Origin of the sequence: Bacteroides oleiciplenus YIT 12058, from assembly GCF_000315485.1 — a bacterium.
GTDB classification, from domain to species: Bacteria; Bacteroidota; Bacteroidia; order Bacteroidales; family Bacteroidaceae; genus Bacteroides; species Bacteroides oleiciplenus.
Genome location: NZ_JH992940.1, coordinates 1,099,361 through 1,116,771 on the forward strand (window position 1 = coordinate 1,099,361; position 17,411 = coordinate 1,116,771).

General features: G+C 46.5%; 15 protein-coding genes. 11 read left to right on the plus strand and 4 right to left on the minus strand.

The window, feature by feature from the left end; genetic code table 11:
• Window positions 1-365 precede the first annotated feature (365 nt).
• From HMPREF9447_RS04765 to HMPREF9447_RS04780, 4 genes are all read left to right on the plus strand, one after another.
• Window positions 366-1,694, plus strand: a complete 1,329-nt coding sequence (locus HMPREF9447_RS04765; RefSeq protein WP_009128576.1) for an MATE family efflux transporter — start codon at window positions 366-368, stop codon at window positions 1,692-1,694.
• 97 nt (window positions 1,695-1,791) lie between these two features.
• Window positions 1,792-2,466: an OmpA family protein gene (locus tag HMPREF9447_RS04770; protein WP_009128578.1), complete on the plus strand. Its 675-nt coding sequence runs from the start codon at window positions 1,792-1,794 to the stop codon at window positions 2,464-2,466.
• 176 nt (window positions 2,467-2,642) lie between these two features.
• A complete protein-coding gene (mtgA, locus tag HMPREF9447_RS04775; protein ID WP_009128580.1) occupies window positions 2,643-3,347 on the plus strand; it encodes a monofunctional biosynthetic peptidoglycan transglycosylase in 705 nt (234 codons plus the stop codon).
• Between the two features lie 34 nt (window positions 3,348-3,381).
• Window positions 3,382-4,629: a type IX secretion system plug protein gene (locus HMPREF9447_RS04780; RefSeq protein ID WP_009128581.1), complete on the plus strand. Its 1,248-nt coding sequence runs from the start codon at window positions 3,382-3,384 to the stop codon at window positions 4,627-4,629.
• Window positions 4,630-4,690: 61 nt separating this feature from the next.
• Here HMPREF9447_RS04780 and HMPREF9447_RS04785 read toward each other — a convergent pair whose 3' ends face one another.
• From HMPREF9447_RS04785 to HMPREF9447_RS04795, 3 genes are read right to left on the minus strand one after another with little or no spacing between them, the layout of a single operon-like run.
• Window positions 4,691-5,836: a cytochrome d ubiquinol oxidase subunit II gene (locus HMPREF9447_RS04785; RefSeq protein WP_009128582.1), complete on the minus strand. Its 1,146-nt coding sequence runs from the start codon at window positions 5,834-5,836 to the stop codon at window positions 4,691-4,693.
• A gap of 26 nt (window positions 5,837-5,862) precedes the next feature.
• Window positions 5,863-7,413, minus strand: a complete 1,551-nt coding sequence (locus HMPREF9447_RS04790; protein WP_009128584.1) for a cytochrome ubiquinol oxidase subunit I — start codon at window positions 7,411-7,413, stop codon at window positions 5,863-5,865.
• Between the two features lie 60 nt (window positions 7,414-7,473).
• Window positions 7,474-7,716 carry a DUF4492 domain-containing protein gene (locus HMPREF9447_RS04795; RefSeq protein ID WP_009128585.1) on the minus strand — a complete coding sequence of 81 codons (243 nt, stop codon included), beginning with the start codon at window positions 7,714-7,716 and terminating at the stop codon, window positions 7,474-7,476.
• 257 nt (window positions 7,717-7,973) lie between these two features.
• Here HMPREF9447_RS04795 and HMPREF9447_RS04800 point away from each other — a divergent pair, with 257 nt between their 5' ends.
• The 6 genes from HMPREF9447_RS04800 (at window position 7,974) to HMPREF9447_RS04825 (ending at window position 14,649) form a co-directional block, all read left to right on the plus strand.
• Window positions 7,974-9,401, plus strand: a complete 1,428-nt coding sequence (locus HMPREF9447_RS04800; RefSeq protein WP_009128587.1) for a TolC family protein — start codon at window positions 7,974-7,976, stop codon at window positions 9,399-9,401.
• A gap of 48 nt (window positions 9,402-9,449) precedes the next feature.
• Window positions 9,450-10,673 (plus strand): efflux RND transporter periplasmic adaptor subunit, encoded by a 1,224-nt coding sequence (locus HMPREF9447_RS04805; protein WP_009128589.1) that lies wholly within the window; start codon window positions 9,450-9,452, stop codon window positions 10,671-10,673.
• A gap of 50 nt (window positions 10,674-10,723) precedes the next feature.
• Entirely contained in the window at window positions 10,724-11,467 is a 744-nt protein-coding gene (locus HMPREF9447_RS04810) for an ABC transporter ATP-binding protein (protein WP_009128591.1), read from the plus strand.
• Window positions 11,468-11,548: 81 nt separating this feature from the next.
• Complete coding sequence (locus HMPREF9447_RS04815; protein ID WP_009128592.1) at window positions 11,549-12,769, plus strand: ABC transporter permease; 1,221 nt, start codon at window positions 11,549-11,551, stop codon at window positions 12,767-12,769.
• Between the two features lie 37 nt (window positions 12,770-12,806).
• Window positions 12,807-13,865, plus strand: coding sequence for a sensor histidine kinase (locus HMPREF9447_RS04820; RefSeq protein WP_009128594.1), 1,059 nt, complete (start codon window positions 12,807-12,809; stop codon window positions 13,863-13,865).
• Window positions 13,866-13,947: 82 nt separating this feature from the next.
• On the plus strand, window positions 13,948-14,649 hold the full coding sequence (locus tag HMPREF9447_RS04825; RefSeq protein WP_009128595.1) for a LytR/AlgR family response regulator transcription factor: 702 nt from the start codon (window positions 13,948-13,950) through the stop codon (window positions 14,647-14,649).
• A 442-nt stretch (window positions 14,650-15,091) separates the two neighbouring features.
• Here the strand turns inward: HMPREF9447_RS04825 and HMPREF9447_RS04830 are convergent, their stop codons facing one another.
• On the minus strand, window positions 15,092-16,144 hold the full coding sequence (locus HMPREF9447_RS04830) for a linear amide C-N hydrolase (protein ID WP_009128599.1): 1,053 nt from the start codon (window positions 16,142-16,144) through the stop codon (window positions 15,092-15,094).
• A 210-nt stretch (window positions 16,145-16,354) separates the two neighbouring features.
• On the opposite strand from HMPREF9447_RS04830, the gene HMPREF9447_RS04835 reads away from it, so the two are divergent.
• The gene (locus HMPREF9447_RS04835) at window positions 16,355-17,398 is read left to right on the plus strand and encodes a DUF2776 family protein (RefSeq protein ID WP_009128603.1); all 1,044 of its coding nucleotides are present in this window, start codon (window positions 16,355-16,357) and stop codon (window positions 17,396-17,398) included.
• Window positions 17,399-17,411: the final 13 nt, after the last annotated feature.

Below are 17,411 nucleotides of genomic sequence, written 5' to 3' on the forward strand. Positions count from 1 at the left end.
AAAAAGCAATGAGTTCATACGAATGAACCGGAAAAAGACATTTAATAGTTAACAATCTTGATATATCATTTAAACCATGTTATAAGATTGCCCGTTTGAGCTCCTAAATTTGCAGAAGTTCTACAAATCCGTATCTTTGTACTGTGTTTTTCATAGTATTAGATTTAAGGTTAACAAAAAGATTGGCTGTCTGGGATAGATGGCCTTTTTTGTGTGGTATCACTTCCTTTCTTGGTTTTGCTTAATGAACAAATAGATTCCTTTTTATCTTATTTAATGGGCCTAATTCAACTACTGATTCGCATTATTAACAAATAATCCGTAAATTTGCAGCCCATATTTGATATATAGTCTGCAATAAGAGAATGCAAGGAATAAAAAGTCTGACACAAGGGCCTATTAACCGCCAGTTATTTAATCTGGCAATACCTATTATGGCTACCTCGTTTATCCAGATGGCATACAGTCTGACGGATATGGCATGGGTAGGCCGTTTGGGTAGTGAAGCTGTTGCCGCTGTTGGTGCGGTAGGAATACTGACTTGGATGTCCGGTTCCATCGCTTTGTTGAACAAGGTAGGTTCAGAAGTCAGCGTAGGCCAGTCCATCGGAGCTCGCAGTGAACAGGATGCACGACAATTCGCTTCGCATAACATCAGTATTGCATTGCTTATTTCGGTGTGCTGGGGAGCTTTGTTGTTCCTCTTTGCCAGCCCAATCCTACACATATTCGAGCTGAAAGAACACATCACGGAAAATGCCATTACTTATCTGCGCATTGTATCAACCGGATTGCCTTTCGTGTTTCTCTCTGCTGCTTTCACCGGAATATATAATGCGGCAGGACGAAGCAAAACACCTTTTTACATCAGCGGCACCGGATTGATTATGAACATCATACTCGACCCCCTCTTCATCTTCGGTTTCGGCTGGGGAACGGTAGGTGCGGCACTTGCCACATGGCTGTCCGAGGCAACAGTATTTGGCATCTTCGTATATCAACTACGTTGTAAGGACGATTTGTTGGGTGGTTTTCCTTTCCTTACCCGACTGAAGGGGAAATATACGAAACGTATTTTTAGACTGGGACTTCCGGTAGCTACACTCAATACCCTGTTTGCCTTCGTCAATATGTTCCTTTCACGCACCGCATCGGAACAAGGTGGACACCTCGGGCTTATGGCTTTCACTACCGGAGGACAGATAGAAGCTATTACCTGGAATACATCACAAGGTTTCTCTACCGGATTGAGTACTTTCATTGCACAGAACTATGCTGCCGGAGAGAAGTCGAGAGTAAAGAAAGCTTGGCGCACTACGCTATGGATGACATCTATATTCGGCACCCTGTGCTCATTACTTTTTATTTTCTTCGGAAGTGAAGTGTTTTCTATCTTTGTGCCCGAACCGGATGCTTACCGCATAGGGGGTGACTTCTTGCGTATAGATGGTTATTCACAAATCTTTATGATGTTGGAAATCACTATGCAAGGTGTGTTCTACGGATTAGGAAAAACAATCCCACCTGCCATTATCAGTATATCATGCAATTACATGCGTATCCCCGTTGCCTTGTTCCTGGTGCACACGGGAATGGGCGTAGACGCCATCTGGTGGGCTGTAAGTGCAACAACCATTGCCAAGGGAACCATTCTCACACTGTGGTTTATTATTATAAAAAGAAAAATTCTCTAAAAAAGGCGAACAAACGACCTGAACATAGCTACAGGATAATTGTTATATATCTAAATTTGCATTACTAATTACGGTAACATATTAAAAAGAAAAAAGTATGAGAAAGATGAAAATTACGGCACTATTGTTGAGTTGTGCCATTATATTAGGAAGTTGTAGTACAATGAATAACACTGCAAAAGGCGGTGTGATTGGCGGTGGATCCGGCGCAGCTGCCGGAGCAATCATCGGCGGACTTATCGGTAAAGGCAAGGGCGCTGCCATTGGAGCGGCTGTCGGTGCGGCGGTAGGTACGGGTGCAGGTGTTGCCATCGGTCATAAGATGGATAAGAAAGCTGCCGAAGCTGCCAAGATTGAAGGTGCACAGGTGGAGAAGGTGACGGACAACAACGGACTCGCTGCGGTGAAGGTTACTTTTGAATCGGGCATTCTGTTCGGATTTAACTCTTCTACACTGAGCAATACGTCCAAAGCTTCGCTGCGCGAATTGGCTCAGATATTAAAGGAAGATGCAACCACAGACATCGCTATTGTAGGACATACTGACAAGGTGGGTACGTATGAAGCTAATATGAAAGTTTCAAAAGACCGCGCGTATACAGTAGAGAATTACCTGCAAGACTGCGGTGTATCTCCTGCACAATTCAAAAAAGTGGAAGGTGTGGGTTACAACCAGTATGATGACAGCATGACGGCAAGTCAGAACCGCCGTGTAGATATTTATATGTATGCCAGTGAACAGATGATTAAAAATGCGGAAGCAGGAAACTAATATATAAGGCTACGCTACGGGCTACAGAGCTACGGATTACGAGTTGTTGCGCTATGTTTACGGACGAATAATTATTCGTTCGGCTATCACAACCAAAAGCACTCGTAACTCGTAGCTTGTAACTTTTTATAGCTCGTAGCTTTTTGTAGCTTATAACTTTAAAAAACACCACGACAATGAGTATAAAGAAAGTTCTGCGAATTATCCGCAACCTGGTACTCTTTTTCTTTATCTCCACTATCCTTGCAGTGGTACTATATCGTTTTGTCCCTGTTTATGTCACTCCTCTCATGGTCATTCGCAGCACCCAGCAAATCTTCAAAGGTGAAAAACCTGTCTGGCATCACACATGGGTACCTTTTGACAAAATATCCCCTCATTTGCCGATGGCAGTCATTGCCTCGGAAGACAATCGCTTTGCCACTCACAATGGCTTCGACTTCATCGAAATAAAGAAAGCCTTGAAAGAGAATGAAACCCGCAAACGGAAACGAGGTGCCAGTACCATCAGCCAACAGACAGCAAAGAACGTATTCCTCTGGCCACAATCTTCGTGGATGCGGAAAGGCTTCGAAGTTTACTTTACTTGGCTCATCGAGCTCTGTTGGTCGAAGGAACGAATCATAGAGGTATATCTCAACTCCATCGAAATGGGAAAAGGTATTTATGGAGCAGAAGCTGCCGCCAAATATAAATTCAAGACCACTGCCGCCAAACTGACAGCAGGACAATGCGCACTGATAGCCGCCACCCTCCCCAACCCAATACGTTTTGACTCTGCACACCCCTCGTCTTATATCCTGCACAGACAGTCACAGATATTAAGACTGATGAAGTTGGTTCCTAAGTTCCCACCAGCAGAGAAGAAGAAAAAGAAATAATCTGCGTATATTTGTGTACTTAACATATTACAGGATGAAGAAAATCTGGATACTCCTCTTTGTTTGTATCATCTGCGGTGAGATGCATGCCCAGCGTACAGAAGTGCATACGCCACATATACGCACGGTACAGGTTATTGCTAATAATGACTATATGGCCCCTGCAGTCATTCGATTGGGTGAAAACGAATCTGTGGAAATTTCTTTCGACCATCTTACACACGATTATCACCGCTACCAGTACATCCTCACGCACTGCAATGCAGACTGGACGCCTTCGGACATTTCTGAAACGGAATACCTGGATGGTTTCAATGACAATCCGATAGAGGATTATGATATCTCGGTCAACACCACTCTACCTTACACGCACTACCGACTGACACTTCCTAACGACCAAGTACAGTTGAAACTTTCCGGCAACTATCGGCTGACGGTTTATGATGATGCCGAAGGCAAAGATAAGCCTGCCTTCAGTGCTTGCTTCCGGGTATTGGAGAAAGAAGTGAATGTATCGGCACAAGTCAGCAGCGACACGGAAATTGACCGTAACAAGACGCACCAACAGGTCAGTTTCAGTATTCAGTATAAGGGATACCCCATTCGTAATCCGCAGAACGAAGTAAAAGTACACGTCTTACAGGATAATCGTACGGATAATTGGGTGACTAACCTGAAACCTTCTTATGTGGGTCCTGACCAATTGCGGTATGAACATAACCGTGCGTTGATATTTCCTGCGGGAAATGAGTATCGACGTTTCGAAATGGTGAGTACCCGCTATGCTTCGCAAGGGGTGGAGAGTATCCGTTATCATGCGCCCTACTATCACGTGACGCTTCGTCCGGCTGAACCGAGAATATTGAACTATAGTTATGACCAGGATCAGAATGGGCGTTTTGTGATACGCTATGATGAAGCTGTGAACAACAATACGGAAGCTGATTACTTCTTCGTGCATTTTTCCTTGTTATGGGAAAATCCGCTCAGTGAAGGGGACTTTTATCTACAAGGAGCATTTACTTATGATAATTTCAATGAGGAGAGCCGATTGAAGTATAATCCGGAAACACATGCCTATGAAGGTAATCAGTTACTGAAACAGGGGGCATATAATTATCAGTATTTATATGTAGCACCGGGAAGTAGATCAGGAAGCACGGCGCAGGCAGAAGGAAACTATTATGAAACGGAAAATGAATATCTGATACTTGTCTATCACCGGGCTTTCGGTGAGAGATATGACAGGTTGATTGGGATGCAATTAGTGGTTAATGATTAGTGGTTAGTGATTAGCTCCATGCGGAATGATAGCGCAGCCACTAATCACTAACCACTATTCACTAATACGCATGTCCCCCGTCTTCCATCTCTTTCTCGCTAATCTTGTGTATATCAATGCTTCTCCACGCATAGAAGATATACGCCAGCACAAACGGAACCAGGAAGGAAACATAGAACATCACCCGTAACGTGAACTGGCTGGAACAACTGTTTGCCAGTGTCAACGAGCTTTGAAGGTCGTTCGTAGACGGATAATAAGCCGTATTATTGTATCCTGCCACGAGCAGTAACGCAAGCACAGCCAGTACCGTACCTATACCCGTGAACCATATACCTTTATCAAACGTCTTTTTCAGCAAACTCTTTCCGATGCCGAAAAGCACTAATACTACGCCGATAAGGAAGATTATCAATACCAGCGGCATCTCTATAAAGTTCGTCAGATACTTATACGGTTCCATAAATATCTCCCCTGTAGCAGGATTAACCGCATATCCGTCTGCCAGCAACGTCCGAATAACAAACGCCAGAAAGAACACCAGGAACAACACCGAGTTCCCTATCAACGAACGGCGGCTACGTGCCACCAAGTCTTTATCATCAATATTATTAATAAAGTATAGCGCCCCCAGAATACGAGCCAGGAAGAACACTGCCAGTCCTAGCACCACATTCCACGGATTAGTCAGAGCGTCCAGTCCATGCCAGCCATTGGCCCAATGACTGATGACCGGCATCACTGTATCCGCCATACTACTCTTATTGACGTAGAACTCCGACCCCGTAAAAAATGTGGCCACCGCTCCGCCCAGCAGTACCGGACCGACCACACCATTAATCACCAGAAACGTCCTGTATGTTTTCTTACCCAGCAGATTTCCCGCCTTACTCTGAAACTCATAGCTGACCGCCTGCAACACAAAGCTAAACAGGATAATCATCCACAGCCAGTAGGCCCCACCAAAACTGGTGCTATAGAACAACGGAAACGATGCAAAGAATGCTCCACCAAATGTCACCAGCGTAGTGAACGTGAACTCCCATTTCCGTCCCGTAGAGTTCACCATCATCTTCTTGTGCTCCTCCGTCTTGCCCAAACAGAAAAGAAGCGAGTTACCACCCTGCACAAACAGCAGGAATACGAGCAGGGCCCCCAGCAATGATACCACGAACCACCAATATTGTTGTAGAAAAGCGTATGTCATGAGCTTTAATTTTTAATGATTAATTATTAATTATTCTCCGGTCCCTTACGTATCGCTTTCAGCATGATACCTATTTCTGCTATCAGCATGATGGTGAACAGTATCAGGAAGATGAAGAACGTGGTCTGTACAGAGCTGACATCCAACTTAGAGATGGCAGCGTTTACAGGCAACATATCTTGTATCGTCCACGGCTGGCGTCCGCATTCTGCAACTACCCATCCTGCCTGTCCGGCAAGATACCCCAAAGGAATAGTCAGCAGAGCCACCCAATGCATCCATCGCATTTTCGAGAGGTCTTTCTTATAGGAAAGGATGAGCACTAAGATAAAGAACAGTATGAAATATCCGCCCAATATCACCATTACGCGGAACGCATAGAACGTCAGCGGCACATTGGGCACCAGGTCGTTCACATCTTTAATATATCCATAACCAAAATAAGCTACATTCTCTTTCAGCGTCTGCTCAGCCGCTTTCATCTCCGCTTCATTACCTGTTTCCATTGCAGCCCGATAGGCGCCGAATGCAGCAACAGCTGTCTTTCCACGCTCTATCTTTTCTTCGGCAGACAAGGCCGTCGTGCCATCTTTTAGCTGATAACCTCCCTCTATCAGGTTCGTGATGCCAGGTACAAAGGCATCCCATTGCCGTTCGGCCAGGAGTGACAGCATTTTCGGTATCTCTATCCGAAATAAGAAAGGGTTTACACCATCATTATACGTTTTCTTTTCTGGGTTCAGCATGCCGATTGCCACCAATCCGGCGTCTTGCTGTCCTTCGTAATATCCTTCCATAGCGGCCAACTTCATTGGCTGTGTCTGTGCCACCTGATAGCCCGAGCCGTCTCCTGTCCATGCCGAAAGCGCAGCCGAAATCAGTCCTACCCAGGCAGCTATCTTGATGCTTGACAAAGCAAACCGCTTATCCCGGTTCTTCAACAGGAACCAGCAACTTATCCCCACAACAAACACTGCACCCAGCACCCAACCGGACAGCACCGTATGGAAGAATTTGTTCACCGCCACTGGCGAAAGTGCCACTGCGGCAAAGTCCACCATCTCATTGCGTCCCGCTGCCGGATTGAACTCCATCCCTACCGGATTCTGCATCCAAGCATTTGCAACAAGTATCCACCAGGCTGAAATCGTAGCACCGAGTCCCGTCAACCAGGTAGAGGCGAGATGGAAACGTTTGCTCACCTTGTCCCAACCGAAGAACATTACTGCGATGAACGTGGCCTCCATAAAGAAAGCCAAAATGCCCTCTATGGCAAGCGGAGCACCGAAAATGTCTCCTACAAACCAGGAATAGTTGCTCCAGTTGGTTCCGAACTCAAATTCCAGAATCAATCCCGTAGCCACCCCCACGGCAAAGTTAATACCGAAGAGTTTCATCCAGAATTTAGCAGTCCGCTTCCAGAACTCTTCACCTGTTCTGTAATACATTGTCTCCATGATGCCCATGATGACTGCCAGCCCCAGCGTAAGGGGCACGAAAATCCAGTGATAGATAGCGGTCAGCGCAAATTGTGCCCTCGACCAGTCAATCAACGAAGTGTCTATGTGCTCAAGCATAAGAAGTAAGTTGTTAATTATTAAATATCAATTATTAATTATTTGCTAAGAGGAAGGAGGTTAATCGGAGATGGAGGGAGGAGGATCACCGATAGCACGTTCTATGAGTTCATTACTGACATAGCCTTCCTTATCGCCGTCTGTAGCAGCCGAATTCAGGAAGTTCGGGAAGAAGAATACACGCAAAATAGCGAACATAATAAAGAGTTTCAGCAAGATGATGAACCACAATGTACGGCCCAATGTCATACCGCGAAAGCCATCTACGTAAAAACGCCAGATGCTGAGTACTGTATTCTTCATAATATCAAAATTATAATGATTACAAATATAAAACTTATATACATATATAACAAATAAATAGGGAAAAAGTTAAGCCGCTCGCTAAATTATAGTTCATTTCTGCTCTATATATAATTTCGTCAACCGATAAAGTCAGTTGTCGGCACAAAAAAGTATTCCGCCGTCGGAAACTTGTAAACCGTCTATTCGTTTTGCAGGTTTCCGACGCGCCTCATACCTTTGTGCAGGTAAAAAACATATTTAGCAATAACAGAGATATGAGAAATGTAAGAAGATTGACAGTGATAACACTATGCGTGGCCAGTGCCTGTGCAGGCAGTTCAACGCTGTGTGCACAGGAACCTGCCTCTGCCGTGCAAACAGAAAGCACGGCGCAGGATGCCACTCTGCAAGATGGTGAAGCGCTTCCCTCCCAATGGGACCTGCAAACCTGCATCGACTATGCCTTGCAGCACAACATCACCCTGAAGCGTAACCGCATCAGTGCGGAGAGTGCCGAAGTAGATGTAAAAACCGCTAAGGCAGCCCTTTTCCCAAGCCTGTCGGCAAGTGTCAGCCAACGTATCGTGAATCGTCCCAACAGTGAGAGCGGCACCATCATCAGTGGTGACAACATCACCAGCAGTACGAGCAAGACGTCCTACAACGGCAGTTACGGCATTGATGCCAACTGGACTCTCTACAACGGCAATAAGCGCCTGAACACCATTAAACAACAGACATTGAACAACCGCATCGCCGAACTCAACGTTGCCGAAAGCGAGAACTCCATCGAGGAAAGCATCGCACAGATATATGTGCAGATACTTTATGCTGCCGAAGCCGTAAAGGTGAACGAGAATACTCTTGCCGTGAGTCAGGCCGAACGCGACCGCGCACAGCAGTTGCTGGAAGCCGGAAGCATCGCTAAAAGCGACCTTGCACAGTTGGAATCGCAGGTGAGCACGGATAAGTATCAGTTGGTGACCGCACAAGCCACTCTGCAAGATTACAAACTGCAACTGAAACAACTCCTCGAGCTGGACGGTGAAAAGGAAATGGATCTCTACCTCCCCAGCCTGGGCGATGAGAGTGTACTGATACCGTTACCCACCAAGACAGATGTGTATCGCGCCGCCCTCACCTTCCGTCCGGAAATTGAGTCGGGCAAACTGAATGTGCAGGCATCCGACCTCGACATCAGCATTGCCAAAGCAGGATACATCCCTACCCTGAGCCTTAGCGCCGGTATTGGAACCACCAATGCCAACGGCAATGACTTCTCTTTCTCCGAACAGGTGAAGAATAACTGGAACAACTCGCTGGGACTGACTGTAAGTATCCCCATCTTCAACAACCGCCAGACCAAGAGCGCTGTGCAGAAGGCCCGCCTGCAAAAGCAGACCAGCGAACTGGACTTGCTGGACCAGCAGAAGACCCTGTACAAGACCATCGAAAGCCTGTGGCTGGATGCCAACAGTGCGCAACAGCAATACGTGGCCGCCGCCGAGAAACTGCGCAGCACACAAACAAGTTACGACCTCATTCAGGAACAGTTCAACCTGGGTATGAAGAATACCGTGGAACTGCTGACGGAGAAGAACAACTTGCTCAATGCACAGCAGGAGACGCTACAAGCCAAGTATATGGCGATATTGAATGCACAGTTGCTGCGCTTCTACCAGGGAGAAGGGATAGCACTATAAACATGTTTCAAAACATAAAATTAATTCAATAAGTATATCATATAAAGTATGAGTAAGAAAAAAATTATCATCGTAGCAGCCGGAATCATCATTGTAGCCGGCATAGCTGTCTGGGCATTTGGCGGACAAGCCAAAAAACGGAAAGTGGTGTACGAGACGACCACCGTGGGCCGTGCCGATATCTCCAACTCTGTGACCGCCACAGGCACCATTGAGCCGGTGACCGAAGTAGAAGTCGGCACGCAGGTCAGCGGTATCATCGACAAGTTGTATGCAGATTACAACTCGGTAGTAACCAAAGGGCAACTCATCGCTGAGATGGATAAAGTGACCCTGCAAAGTGAATTCGCTTCGCAGAAGGCAACCTATGACGGCGCAAAAGCCGAATACGAGTATCAGCAAAAGAACTATGAGCGTAACAAAGGTTTGCACGAGAAACAGCTCATCAGTGATACGGACTACGAACAAAGTCTCTACAACTATCAGAAAGCGAAGAGTGCCTTCGACAGCAGTAAGGCTTCTCTTGCCAAGGCGGAACGTAATCTGTCATATGCCACCATCACCTCCCCTATTGATGGCGTAGTCATCAGCCGTGATGTGGAAGAAGGACAGACCGTGGCTTCCGGCTTCGAAACCCCGACCCTCTTCACCATTGCTGCGGACTTGACCCAGATGCAGGTAGTGGCCGACGTGGATGAAGCTGATATAGGTGATGTGGAAGAAGGGCAACGTGTGAGCTTCACGGTGGATGCTTATCCGAATGATGTATTCGAAGGAAAGGTGACGCAAATCCGCCTGGGAGCTACGAGCAGTTCAAGCAGCAGTACTACTACGACTACGGTAATAACGTATGAAGTAGTCATCTCTGCACACAACCCGGATTTGAAGTTGAAACCAAGACTGACGGCTAATATCACCATCTATACACTGGACAAGCAAGGAGTGCTGAGCGTTCCTGCAAAGGCGTTGCGCTTTACGCCTGCCATTCCGTTGGTTGGTCAGAATGCTGTAATCAAGGATTGCGAAGGTGAGCATAAAGTGTGGACCAAAGAAGGAGATACATTTACTGCACATCCGGTCAGCATTGGTATCTCCAATGGAATAATGACGGAAATTACGGGTGGTGTCAATGAAGGTACACAGATTGTGGCTGACGCAGTAATCAGTACAAGTGGCGAGCAGGCTGCCGTAAGCGAAGGACAAGCTGACAGTGAAAGAAGTCCGTTCATGCCTGGACGCCCGGGAGACAATAAGAAAAAGAACAATAAATGATATTTTAGCGCCATGCGCTAAATTATCATTCATATAATAACAAGAACAAAATGAGCAAAACAGTCATAGAATTGCAAAATATCCGGCGGGACTTCCAGGTGGGTGAAGAAACGGTACACGCTTTGCGTGGCGTCTCCTTCTCCATCGCCGAAGGAGAGTTCGTAACCATTATGGGTACGTCCGGCTCCGGTAAATCGACGCTGTTGAACACTCTGGGCTGCCTTGATACCCCTACCAGCGGCGAGTATCTGCTGGACGGTATATCCGTGCGCACCATGAGCAAGCCTCAACGTGCCATCCTGAGAAACCGCAAAATTGGCTTTGTCTTCCAGAGCTATAACTTGCTGGCAAAAACCACCGCTGTAGAGAATGTGGAACTTCCCTTGATGTACAACGCCTCCATCTCAGCCGCCGAACGCCGCCACCGCGCCATCGAAGCTCTGCAAGCCGTGGGACTGGGCGATCGCTTGGAACACAAATCGAACCAGATGTCCGGCGGACAGATGCAACGCGTAGCCATTGCCCGCGCCTTGGTGAACAACCCTGCGGTAATCCTTGCCGACGAAGCGACGGGTAATCTGGATACACGTACCTCTTTCGAGATTCTGGTCCTCTTCCAAAAGTTGCATGCCGAAGGACGCACCATCATATTCGTCACCCACAACCCCGAAATTGCCCAATACAGCAGCCGGAACATCCGTCTGCGCGACGGACACGTGACAGAAGATACAGTAAATCAAAAAATTCTCTCGGCAGCCACAGCCTTAGCAGCGTTGCCGAAGAGCGATGATTAGTGATTAACGATTAGTGATAAGTGATTAGTAGCTTATCACTGACTGCTAACCGCTTATCACTAACCACTAAACGTTATTAACATGAACGGAACAAACCTTTTCAAAATAGCCCTTCGTGCCCTTGCCAACAACAAGTTGCGCGCCTTCCTCACCATGCTGGGTATCATCATCGGTGTGGCCTCCGTCATCACCATGCTCGCCATCGGACAGGGTTCGAAGAAGAGCATCCAAGCGCAGATATCGGAGATGGGCTCGAATATGATTATGATCCATCCGGGTGGTGACATGCGTGGCGGTGTCCGACAAGATGCTTCAGCCATGCAGACACTGAAACTGACCGATTACGAGACCCTGCGAGACGAAACAAACTTTCTGGCAGCCGTCAGCCCCAACGTATCGTCCAGCGGACAGCTCATTGCCGGAAACAACAACTATCCTGCCTCTGTGAACGGCGTAGGTACTGAGTATCTCGACATCCGCCAACTGAGCGTGGAGAGCGGTGAAATGTTCACCGAAGCTGACATTCAGAGTGCCGCCAAAGTCTGCATCATCGGTAAAACCATTGTGGACAATCTTTTCCCGAACGGGCAAGACCCTATCGGTCATACCATTCGTTTCAACCAGATACCTCTGCGCGTAGTAGGTGTACTCAAAGCCAAAGGATACAACTCCATGGGTATGGACCAAGACGAAATAGTGTTAGCTCCCTACACCACCGTAATGAAGCGTATGCTTGCTGTCACCTATCTGCAAGGTATCTTCGCCTCCGCCCTCTCCGAGGATATGACGGACTATGCAACGGACGAAGTCACCACTCTCCTGCGCCGCAATCATAAACTGAAAGAGAGCGATGACGACGACTTCACCATCCGTAGCCAGCAAGAACTCAGCACCATGCTGAACTCCACCACGGACCTGATGACTACACTTCTGGCATGCATCGCCGGCATCTCGCTGGTGGTAGGTGGTATCGGCATCATGAACATCATGTACGTCAGCGTAACAGAGCGTACCCGCGAAATCGGTCTGCGTATGTCCGTCGGTGCCCGTGGTGTAGATATTCTTTCGCAGTTCCTGATTGAGGCCATCCTCATTAGTATCACGGGTGGTATCATCGGAGTCGTCATCGGTTGCGGAGCAGCCTTCATCGTGAAGAACGTAGCCCACTGGCCCATCTATATTCAAGCCTGGAGCGTATTCCTCTCCTTTGCAGTCTGCACCGTCACCGGCGTATTCTTCGGCTGGTATCCCGCCAAGAAGGCGGCTGATCTGGACCCAATAGAGGCGATAAGATACGAATAAGAGTGATAGAATCACTAAATTTAATTATTTTTGTAACATGATTATGCAAGAGCCCAAACCCCACTGGATCGCAAAAGTCCTCATTCATATTATCGGATGGGGTATCATCTTCGGCTTTCCGTTCCTGTTGATGAACCGTAGCGGTTTCTCAATAACCTGGATAGACTATCTGCGTCATGGCAGTGCGGTTCCTATCTCGTTTCTTATCGTGTTCTATGTCAACTATTGTTTCTTCATCCCCCGTTTCTTGTTCGAGGGACGCATCAAACAATATATAATGGTGAACCTGCTACTCATTCTCTGCACCGCCATCGGAGTACACTTCTGGCAGAATTTCATCTTCCACACGTTCGCGAAACCCGAAGGACCCAGACGCCCCGGACCTCCCAGTTGGATATTTATCATGCGCGATGTATTCTCCATGATCCTCACCGTGGGACTGGCTGCTGCCATCCGCATGAGTGGTCGCTGGGTGAATGTGGAAGCCGCCCGCCGGGAGGCTGAAAAAAGCCGTACGGAAGCCGAACTGAAAAACTTGCGTAACCAATTGAATCCGCACTTTCTGCTTAATACCCTGAACAATATCTATGCCCTCATCGCTTTCGACAGTGACAAAGCACAAGCTGCCGTTCAGGAGTTGAGCCGCCTGTTGCGCCACGTCCTCTACGATAACCAACAAAATTACGTTGCTCTGGGCAAAGAGATGGATTTCATCCGCAACTACATAGAGCTGATGCGCATCCGTCTTGCCTCCAACGTAAGCGTAGAGACACAAATCGACATCCGCCCCGACAGTCGCACGGAGATTGCCCCACTCATTTTCATTTCCCTCATAGAGAATGCCTTCAAACATGGCATCTCGCCCACCGAGCCCAGCTTCATCCGCATCCATTTCAGCGAAAGCCCTGGCCAGGTATGTTGCGAAATAACCAACAGCTACCACCCCAAGAACCAAGCTGATAAAAGCGGAAGCGGCATAGGGTTGGAGCAAGTACGGAAACGCCTCGAACTGACCTATCCCGGTCAGTATGAATGGAATCAGGGAGTGAGTGATGACGGAAAAGAGTATAAATCGGTATTAAATATAAAATATTAATTGTTAATTATCAATTGGCTGCGCAGCAGTGACATTGTACAGCCAATTAATATTTAATATTTAAAAATTAATAATTAAAATCATGAACCTGACTTGTGCCATAGTAGATGACGAACCCTTAGCTTTAGGTCTTATAGAAAGCTACGTCAACAAAACCCCGTTCCTGACATTAACGGGAAAGTATTCCAGTGCCGTACAGGCTATGAAGGAATTGCCGGAAAAGCAGGTAGACCTGCTCTTCCTCGACATACAGATGCCGGAACTCAACGGCTTGGAGTTCTCTAAAATGGTAGACCCACATACACGCATTGTGTTCAGCACTGCTTTTGAGCAATATGCCATCGATGGCTACAAGGTGAATGCATTGGATTATCTACTGAAACCTATCTCCTACGTAGACTTTTTGCAGGCAGCAAACAAAGCCGTACAGTGGTTTGAGCTATTGCAACAACCGAAAGATGAAATCGAAAGCATCTTCGTGAAAAGTGACTATAAACTAGTGCAAATAGAGCTTAAAAAGATACTTTATGTGGAAGGATTGAAGGATTATGTCAAGATTTATACGGAAGATAATCCCCGCCCCATTTTATCACTAATGAGTATGAAGTCGATGGAGGAATTATTACCGGCATCCCGTTTCATGCGGGTTCACAGGTCCTATATTGTACAAAAGGAAAAAATACGAGTTATTGACCGCGGACGTATTGTGTTCGATAAAACGTATATCCCCGTCAGCGACAGTTATAAACAGGTATTTCAAGCATTCTTAGATAAAAGGAGTTAGGAAATAACATCTATTAGTCGATAAAATATCCGAATTTGTCGACAAAACATATTTTCCTATTGCATATTAAAAAATGTTTTTTTATCTTTGCATCGAACAGATAAAGGAAGTTGTGAAACTTCCCCCAATAGAATAGTTTAGTTAAGTCTAGTTTAGTTTTTGTGTGAAAGTGCTTCCCCGTTAGAGAACGACAAGGGAAGCACTTTTTATTTTGCTTTTACTTCTCATTTTGTATATCATTGCCTATCTTTGCCAACCGAAAAACTAAAAACGATAGATTATGTTAGTTCGCATTATTACAATGGTCATTGCCGGAGTTATTATCGTCTACCTGGTTCGTTGGATAGATGAGTTATTCTCCAGACGCAGATAGTGAATTAAGCTGCAATAAGCCTAATTCACCGGAAGCATTTACACACAATTAACACACTGATAATCCTACTCACTTTACTCCTAAAAACTGGAAGGGCTTCGTATTAACAAACTCTTTTGCCGTATTCCCCGCATACGTGTTGCCGGAAACAAGGTTCAGCATCTTGACCGGAGCTCCCTCAGAGAAGTTCACATCTTTGAAATCAACCCAAAATACATTAGGATACAACGTAGACTCGAAGTAGTAAATTTTATTCTTCTGGTCGGAAACCGTTCTCCAGCGTGTTGAAGAGATATTCGGTTGGTCAGGGGTACTGATACCGAACGGAACGGAGGTATTGCGTATCACGCTGAACACACTGGCCAACGCTGTGCGTGTATCTTCCGTCTTAGGAATCGCATTTATATAGAAAGAGGCTCTCACAAAACGGTCGGCAGCACGGTTGGTTCCCGGAAGGAAAGTAGTTCCTCCGATATTCTTCCAATAATCATCGAGTGCCAGTTGCTGATCGAAAACAGGCGAGTTGGTCATCACTTGATAAGAACGGTTATGATGAATATTCAGTTTGCCATTGATATATTCGAAGATGGCATTGTCACCGGTGGCGTCGGAGATAGAAAGATGGAGGGTAGCCATTCGTGTGCCGTCGGGCATCATGTCCGATACAACATCGAATGAATTCTGTTCTACGGCGGCAACAGCCTCATTCACCGTTGCGAAGTTATCAAGCATATATTGCACCCAGGCAGCTATCGACAACGCCGGTCTTTCACCGTTCCATTGCGGATAAGAAGACTCTGCCAACCATAATAAATTGGCAACGAGTCCTTTTTCATTCATACCGTCGGTGCTGCATATGTCATAAGCCGAAGTAATCACACTGCCGTATTTGGATTTCCAGCGCATCGGGTCCTTCCCTACTTCTCCGTTGCGCTCCATGCCCCGCGGAAAAATCCAGAGGTTGCTACGGGTATCTTCTTTCCAGTCCATGGTGCGGCCTGTGATTATCATATTATTCACGCCCTGATACACCACACGGGTACACGCGTTTAAAGAGTCAATGGATATTCCGAAGAATACAGCAATTGAGAATATAGCTAAATATACATTTGTTTTGCCCATAATTGATTGATATTAAGTTATTAGAATATACTAAATACAACAAATGCATACATGGAAAAGTTTTCAGAAAGAGCTTGAGACAAATGGACCGGATACGGAAGAACTCAGTTCTCGCAGAAAAGTAATCTTCCCGAAACAAATAAATCTTAAAAAAGAAAACAAACCGTAAAGAACGCTGTTGGAAGGGAAAACTCTAAAAATGTAACAGTTATGAATTACGGTATTAGTATCCTTTTCAGGGCTATCCCACTGCTGATGGCCCTTTTTTGTTTTGGCTACGGAGCCTTCGTTATTGACGCGGGAACAGACATGAACCGGTTCGTTGCCGGTCCTGTGGTATTTTCGTTAGGGATGATATGCATAGCGCTGTTCGCTACAGCAGGAACCATCATCCGTCAAATCATCCACACCTATACTACAGCGGCAAAGTACGCCCTGCCCATCATCGGCTATCTGGCAGCCGTGCTGTGCTTCATCGGAGGAATGACCTATATCAATGATGGTACTACTACCGCTCATTTCGTTGCGGGACACGTTATCTGCGGGGTAGCATTCATCACAGCTTGCGTAGCCACCACCGCCACCGCTTCCACCCGCTTCACCCTCATCACCCAGAATTCGAAACGGACTGACCATGCCGCACCTACAAAGGCTTTTTCTTCGGCACAAGGAGACTCATTGATTATCCTTGCCGTCATTTTTGCCGTCAGCGTATGGGTATGGACATTCTGGTTATTGGGACAAAGCGATATTCATAACGCCTACTTCGTAGCGGGTCACGTCATGGCCGGATTGGCATGTATATGTACAAGTTTGGTTGCACTAATCGCCACCATTGTCCGCCAGATACGTAACGGGTACGCACATTCTGAACGGAAATGGTGGCCTGCTCTTGTACTGGCAATGGGTACACTGAGTGTTCTCTGGGGACTTTGGATACTGACTGATGTCAATCCTGAAAAGTCCTCCATCGGATATATCATGATAGGTCTCGGTTTAGTCTGCTACAGCATCTCCAGCAAAGTCATCTTGTTGGCAGTCATCTGGCGGAATGTCTTCAAACTGGCAAACCGTATTCCGCTTATTCCGGTACTCACCGCATTGGCTTGCCTTTTCCTCTCTGCTTTCCTTTTTGAAATGGCTACAATGAATGATGTCTACTTTGTCCCCGCACGTGTATTAGCCGGGTTAGGAGGCATCTGCTTCACACTGTTCTCCATCGTCAGCATCCTCGAAAGCGGGACGTCCAACTGATAAATCACTCATT